7 protein-coding genes are annotated in these 6,501 nt (G+C 49.0%); 2 read left to right on the forward strand and 5 right to left on the reverse strand.

The annotated features are described in order from the left end of the window. A partial coding sequence (locus ACTHS3_RS09705; RefSeq protein ID WP_440367842.1) for an L-serine ammonia-lyase occupies window positions 1-1,104 on the forward strand: 1,104 nt, incomplete at its 5' end. Between the two features lie 80 nt (window positions 1,105-1,184). Here ACTHS3_RS09705 and ACTHS3_RS09710 read toward each other — a convergent pair. Continuing rightward, complete coding sequence (locus ACTHS3_RS09710) at window positions 1,185-1,406, reverse strand: hypothetical protein (protein ID WP_004519529.1); 222 nt, start codon at window positions 1,404-1,406, stop codon at window positions 1,185-1,187. Window positions 1,407-1,414: 8 nt separating this feature from the next. Further along, entirely contained in the window at window positions 1,415-2,044 is a 630-nt protein-coding gene (locus ACTHS3_RS09715) for a C40 family peptidase (RefSeq protein ID WP_039862067.1), read from the reverse strand. A gap of 260 nt (window positions 2,045-2,304) precedes the next feature. Between ACTHS3_RS09715 and hslO the strand changes: the two genes are divergently transcribed. Beyond that, on the forward strand, window positions 2,305-3,201 hold the full coding sequence (hslO, locus tag ACTHS3_RS09720) for an Hsp33 family molecular chaperone HslO (RefSeq protein WP_004519531.1): 897 nt from the start codon (window positions 2,305-2,307) through the stop codon (window positions 3,199-3,201). Window positions 3,202-3,376: 175 nt separating this feature from the next. Here hslO and tyrS read toward each other — a convergent pair whose 3' ends face one another. The 3 genes from tyrS to ychF all read right to left on the reverse strand — a co-directional run. Beyond that, entirely contained in the window at window positions 3,377-4,675 is a 1,299-nt protein-coding gene (gene tyrS, locus ACTHS3_RS09725) for a tyrosine--tRNA ligase (protein ID WP_004519532.1), read from the reverse strand. Between the two features lie 91 nt (window positions 4,676-4,766). Next, window positions 4,767-5,384 (reverse strand): hypothetical protein, encoded by a 618-nt coding sequence (locus tag ACTHS3_RS09730; protein ID WP_004519533.1) that lies wholly within the window; start codon window positions 5,382-5,384, stop codon window positions 4,767-4,769. Between the two features lie 88 nt (window positions 5,385-5,472). Further along, window positions 5,473-6,501 (reverse strand): redox-regulated ATPase YchF (gene ychF / locus ACTHS3_RS09735; protein WP_440367845.1); only part of this gene is annotated, 1,029 nt, incomplete at its 5' end.

Raw genomic sequence — 6,501 nt, forward strand, 5'->3', positions numbered from 1 at the left:
GGCCGTGAAATGGCCTTCAATCCTGAAAAAGATTTGGATATCCGCGGCGACAAAGTGTTGCCCAAACATCCGAACGGCCTGAACTTTATTGCCTACCATTCAGACGGCCAGAAGCTGAAAGAGCAGATCTATTATTCGGTCGGCGGCGGTTTTGTCGTTACAGACGAAGGGTTTGCACAAGAGGCGCAGGAAAATGCCGATGTGCCGTATCCATACAAAAACTGCGACGAGTTGTTGGCACAATGCCGTCTGAACCAGTTGAATATTTCCGAAGTTGTGTTGGCCAATGAAGCGGCGTTGGCAGGTTGCGATGAGGCGGAAGTGCGCCGCCGTGTGGCTGCCGTAGCCGATGTGATGGAAAACTGCATCAAGCGCGGCTTGGGTGCGGAAGGGCAGTTGCCGGGTGGCTTGAACGTTCGCCGCCGTGCGCCGCAGTTGGCAGCCAAACTCAAAGTCCTGCGCGAGAGCGAAATCGTCAATACCCAACTTTGGCCGATGGTGTACGCCATGGCGGTCAATGAAGAAAATGCCGCCGGCGGCCGTGTCGTAACCGCACCGACCAACGGCGCGGCAGGCATTATTCCTGCCGTTTTGCACTATTTCCGCAAATTTAATCCGCACGCCAACCAATCGCGTGTCGAAGATTTCCTTCTGACTGCCGGCGCCATCGGTATTTTGTATAAAACCAACGCGTCGATTTCCGGTGCGGACGTCGGCTGCCAAGGCGAAGTTGGCGTGGCATGTTCCATGGCGGCAGGCGCATACGCCGAAGTTATCGGCGGTACACCGAAACAAGTGGAAAACGCCGCCGAAATGGCCATGGAACACCACTTGGGCCTGACTTGCGACCCTGTCGGCGGCTTGGTGCAAATCCCCTGTATCGAGCGCAACGGCATCGCCGCCGAAAAAGCCCTCAAACTCGCCACCCTCGCGCTTTTGGAAGACGGCACAGACAAAAAAGTCTCACTTGATGAAGTGATTCAAACCATGCTGCAAACCGGCCGCGATATGAAGGCAACTTACAAAGAAACCTCACTCGCCGGTCTAGCAATTACCTTGCAGAAAAAAGCCATACCGGTATCCGTGCGCGTTGTGGAATGTTAGCAATAGGGTAAGGGATCGGCACGATAAAAAAAGGCCGTCTGAAAAACTTTCAGACGGCCTTTTTTGTATGGATCGAATAACTAACCGTTTTTTTGATAAGGGTTTTCTAGTCCGGCCATTAAGTCGCGGAAGTATTCGCGCAACTGTTTTTCGGAGCAACCCATCAGCAGCGCGTCTTCAAATGCGTCCTGCGCTATTTGGTACAGTTCGTTTAAGTTTTCGGTCATGACTTTGACTTTTTCGGTGCAGGAAACAATCTGACCGTCGTCGTCATACCATTTGGGCATTTGCGGCATCGCCATCGTGCACCTCAATTCAAGAAACGGGATGGGTCGTTTTTCTTCACGCGGCGGGCAAAGGCGTATTTTCCGTTCCAATATTTGTGGCCGAGGCTGGTAATTTCGATACGTTTGCCCGTTCTCGGCGCGTGAATGAAATTGTTGTTGCCGATGTAAAGGCCGACGTGGGAAATACGGCCGCGACCCATGGTGCGGAAAAAGACCATGTCGCCCGGCTGCAATTCCGAACGGTTCACGGCAACGCCCATTTGCGCCTGTTCGGCAGAGGTGCGCGGCAGGTTTACGCCCATGGCGCGTTTAAAGATGTGTTGCATGAAGCCGCTGCAGTCAAAGCCGGTAGAGGCTGATGTGCCGCCGTAGCGGTAGGCCACGCCAAGCAAGCCCATGGCGCTGCCGATTAACTCATCTGCATTGCCCGAAGGTGCGCGCGTATTGTTGCTTGCGGCAGGATAGGTATTGGTGGGATGGACAGGGGTTGCCTGACGCGTATTGCCGTAAACGTTGGCGTTGTCGTTGAATTGGTTTAAAACACGCTGACGGGTGGTAATCAGGTTTTCCAAATCATCGGCGTAAGAAAAATTGACGCTCGCAAGCATGGCGACCGAAGTCCAAACTGCTGCGAGCCGGAGTAAAAAATTCATTATAAAAACTTCCGTTTCAGAAGGCATTCCCTGCCGATTGCAGGCACATTGCCGGTTTCTGAGATGTTATCCCGTATCATTCTCTTGTTATCTGCTTGATTGTATTCAAAAACCGTCTTTTTGGCAAAAAAACTGCTGTTATTTTGCGTTAAACCCTTGTTTCCAAACAAACTAGAAAAACATCAAACGCGGTTTCGCTTGATTTATCCGCCGCTGCAACCATATAAGCGGCATTCATTGATTTATTTTCAGAGACTGACATGACACAAAATCACAGCGATATCCGTACACGCTTTATCTTCGACGATATGCCTATCCGCGGTATGCACATCCGCCTCGAAAAAGTTTGGCACCACATCGTCAACCAAAAACATTATCCTATCGCCATCCGTCGTGCATTGGGCGAATTGTTGGCCGCCGGTTCTTTATTGTCTGCCAACCTTAAAAACGAAGGTACGCTGATTGTTCAGGTTCAAGGTCAGGGCCGTCTGAAAATGTTGGTGGTGGAAGCGACTTCTGAAAATACTGTCCGTGCTACCGCGCGTTGGGACGAAACTGCTGAAATCCGTGATGATGAAAGCCTGACTGCGCTGTTAGGCGAAAACAGCGTGTTCGTTTTGACCCATCAGCCTAAAGATGCCGACCCTTGGCAAGGTGTTGTGCCGCTGGAAGGCGACAGCATTGCGCAAATGCTGGTCAACTATATGAAACGTTCCGAGCAGCTCGATACCTATATTACGCTTGCCGCCGACGACCAAGCCGCAGGTGCATTATTGCTGCAACGCCTGCCGGAAGAAGAATTGGATGATGCCGCATGGGAACATGTGACCACGCTTGCACAAACGCTTACTCCGCAAGAGTTGACTGGTTTGGATGCGCATCATGCCCTTTACCGCCTTTACCATGAAACCCCGCCCCGCGTTTTTGAACCGGAAGCCATTGAATTTGCCTGCACCTGCTCCCGCGGCAAAGTCAGCGATATGCTGTTGATGCTTGGCGGTCAGGAAGTAGGCGGCGTGGTGGCAGAACAAGGCAGCATTCAAATCGATTGCGATTTCTGCCATACCAAGTATGTGTTTGATGAAACCGATGTCAACGCTTTGTTTGGCGCGGATGTGGTGAATGCCGTACGCCAAGAAAATGAGCGTTTGCAGTAAGCAAGCGATAAAAGTTTCTTAAAGAAATTGGATAACTTAATAGAAGGGCAGGTGCAAAACCTGCCCTTTCTTTTTGGGAGAACTGAATATCATCAATAGAAAATGCCGTCTGAAAAAAGCGTGGCTGATTTCAGACGGCATGATTATTTTAAACGATGCGTTTAATGTTTCAAGATTATTTCCAAACCAACAAAGCGTGGTTGCGTTTGCCGCGGCGGACGATGGTGTATTTGCCGAAACGTTTGTGTTCGTCGGTCAGCATGTAGGCATCGTCAGGTTTTTCAGCGGCATGGTTCGGATTGTTGGCTTCGGCAGGTTTGCCGTTGAGCAAAACCGCTTTGCTGTTAACAAAGCCGCGCGCTTCTTTGTTGGAAGACGCCAAACCGGTTTTCACCAAAGTTTCCACCACGTTGAGGCTCTCGGAAACTTCAAAAGTCGGCAGGCCGTCGAGTGCCAGCTGCTCGAAGTCGCTTTCGGTGAGATGGCTTTGGTCTTCGGCAAACAGGCTTTCAGAAATGCGTTGGGCGGCGGCAAGGGCTTCTTCGCCGTGAATCAAGCGGGTCATTTCCTCTGCAAGAATGCGTTGCGCTTCAGGTTTGGTGCCGCTGGCTTTGTCTTTGGCTTCGATGGCGTCGATTTCTTCGATAGACAGGAAGGTAAAGTATTTCAGGAATTTATACACATCGGCATCGGCCACTTTCAGCCAGAATTGGTAGAACTGATACGGAGAAGTTTTCTTCGCGTTCAACCATACTGCGCCACCTTCGGTTTTGCCGAATTTGGTGCCATCTGATTTGGTTACCAAAGGCAGGGTCAGGCCGAATACTTGTTTTTGGTGCAGACGGCGGGTCAAGTCGATACCGGCAGTGATGTTGCCCCATTGGTCGGAACCGCCGATTTCCAAAACCGCGCCGTGGCGTTTGTTCAATTCGGCAAAGTCGTAGCCTTGCAGCAGGGAATAGGCGAATTCGGTGAAGGAAATACCCACATCGTCGCGCTCGATACGCTGTTTGACAGATTCCTTGTTCAGCATGGCGTTGACGGAGAAATGCTTGCCGATGTCGCGCAGGAAGTCGAGGCAGTTCATGCTGCCGAACCAGTCGGCATTATTGGCCATAATGGCCGCATTGTCGCCATCAAAGCTTAAGAAAGGGGTCAGTTGGTTGCGGATGCTTTCAACCCAACCGGCAACGGTTTCGGCAGAATTCAAGCTGCGTTCGGCGGCTTTAAAGCTTGGGTCGCCAATCATGCCGGTCGCGCCGCCCACCAAAGCAATCGGCGTATGGCCGGCTTGTTGGAAACGGCGCAATGCCAATACAGGCAGCAAGTGGCCGATGTGCAGGCTGTCTGCTGTCGGGTCAAAACCGCAATAGAGGGAAATTTTTTGTTCGTTCAACAAAGCGTCTAAGGCTTCGATGTCGGTAGTTTGGGCGATTAAGCCACGCGATTGTAGGTCTTGGATAACTGATTTCATTGAAACTTCCGTTGATTAAAATAGGCTAGATATTGATTTAGCAATTTCATGAATTTAATTATTTCTAAATTTTTGATCTTTTGAACATTATTTATACGGTCAAGTTATGTTTTTTATATAATTTAGCTACGGTCCATTTGTGAAAAATTGTTTCTATGTAATGAAGCTCAGTTAATGCTTGGAATCTTAAAAATCTTATTTTTATTTTGTCAGCTATTTTAGCAGCTTCTTCTAAATGTTTCGGATAGTTAGCGGGAAAATGCTCTCCTGATGGATAAAAACTTTCAGCTTTCTTATTGAAATACCACGCTGATTTTCCATTATCGTCATTGTATCTAGGCTCCCATTCCGGAACTTGTATGTAGCTTCTTAGGTTGATATATTCATTTATAATTTCTTTTAGTTCGGTATCGAAATAGCATGAAATATGACTGGAAAAGCGTGTGCATTGTTTTTTCTCGCTAATATCATTACTTAAAATATCTATATCTACAAAAAATTCACTAGAAACACAACGATGGGAATAAATACTTGAATCTAAGTATAAAATCCTATTTTCTCCAATTCGTTCAATTATTTTCCTAGCATTTTGAATATCTTGTTGAAGTTTGCTTTCAAATACTGGGCGAAGAACCGCAAATAATCCTGCTGACGAACCAATAAAATAAAATATATTTTTTACAATATCTATAAGATTGATATTAGACATTTTCCCTAAACTTTGAAGGAAGGTAGGCTAAGAAAAGCTTAGCCTACCAAATTTGATTTGCATTCTTTATGCTTTCAGACGACCTTACTTACACGTTAAACAAGAAGTGCATCACATCGCCGTCTTGTACGACGTATTCTTTGCCTTCCACACGCATTTTGCCTGCTTCTTTGGCTTTGGCTTCGCCGCCTAAAGCGATGAAGTCTTCGTAGGAGATAACTTGGGCACGGATGAAGCCGCGTTCAAAGTCGGTGTGAATTACGCCGGCGGCTTGTGGCGCAGTGTCGCCTTTGTGGATGGTCCAAGCGCGGACTTCTTTTACGCCGGCGGTAAAGTAGGTTTGCAGGCCTAAGAGGTCGTAGCCGGCACGAATCAGACGGTTCAGGCCCGGTTCTTCCAAGCCCATTTCGGCGAGGAATTCGGCTTTTTCATCGTCTTCCAATTCGGCGATTTCGCTTTCCATCGCGGCACATACGGCCACAACCGGCGCGTTTTCTTTTGCAGCCAATTCTTTCAGGCGGTCGAGGTGCGGGTTGTTTTCAAAACCGTCTTCGGAAACGTTGCCGACATACATGGCAGGTTTGGCAGTCAGCAAGAACAGTGGTTTGAGCATGGCGAGTTCTTCTGCGTCTAAGCCGAAGGAGCGTACAGGCTTGCCTTCGTCCAGATGAGGTAGCAGTTTTTTGCACAGATCGACCAGTTTTTGCGCGTCTTTGTCGCCTGAGCGTGCACGTTTTTCTTCGCGGACGATGGTTTTTTCGACGCTGGCTAAGTCAGCCAGTGCCAACTCGGTGCCGATGGTTTCGATGTCGGCAATCGGATCGACTTTGCCTGCGACATGGACGATGTTGTCGTCGTCAAAGCAACGCACGACGTTAACAATCGCGTCAGTTTCACGGATGTTGGCGAGGAACTGGTTGCCTAAGCCTTCGCCTTTGCTCGCACCTGCAACCAAACCGGCGATGTCGACAAATTCGACGATGGCGGGCTGCATTTTTTGCGGATTGACGATTTTTGCCAATTCGGCCATACGCGGATCAGGGACTTCAACGATGCCGACGTTGGGTTCGATGGTACAGAAAGGATAGTTTGCCGCTTCGATACCCGATTGGGTCAG

This window comes from Neisseria sp. P0009.S007 (genome assembly GCF_051962515.1).

Excerpts from the sequence above, each read along its gene's own strand:
- ACTHS3_RS09710 (WP_004519529.1), bottom strand. The coding sequence starts at position 1,406 with ATGGCGATGCCGCAAATGCCCAAATGGTATGACGACGACGGTCAGATT.
- ACTHS3_RS09715 (WP_039862067.1), bottom strand. The coding sequence starts at position 2,044 with ATGAATTTTTTACTCCGGCTCGCAGCAGTTTGGACTTCGGTCGCCATG.
- hslO (WP_004519531.1), top strand. The coding sequence starts at position 2,305 with ATGACACAAAATCACAGCGATATCCGTACACGCTTTATCTTCGACGAT.
- tyrS (WP_004519532.1), bottom strand. The coding sequence starts at position 4,675 with ATGAAATCAGTTATCCAAGACCTACAATCGCGTGGCTTAATCGCCCAA.
- ACTHS3_RS09730 (WP_004519533.1), bottom strand. The coding sequence starts at position 5,384 with ATGTCTAATATCAATCTTATAGATATTGTAAAAAATATATTTTATTTT.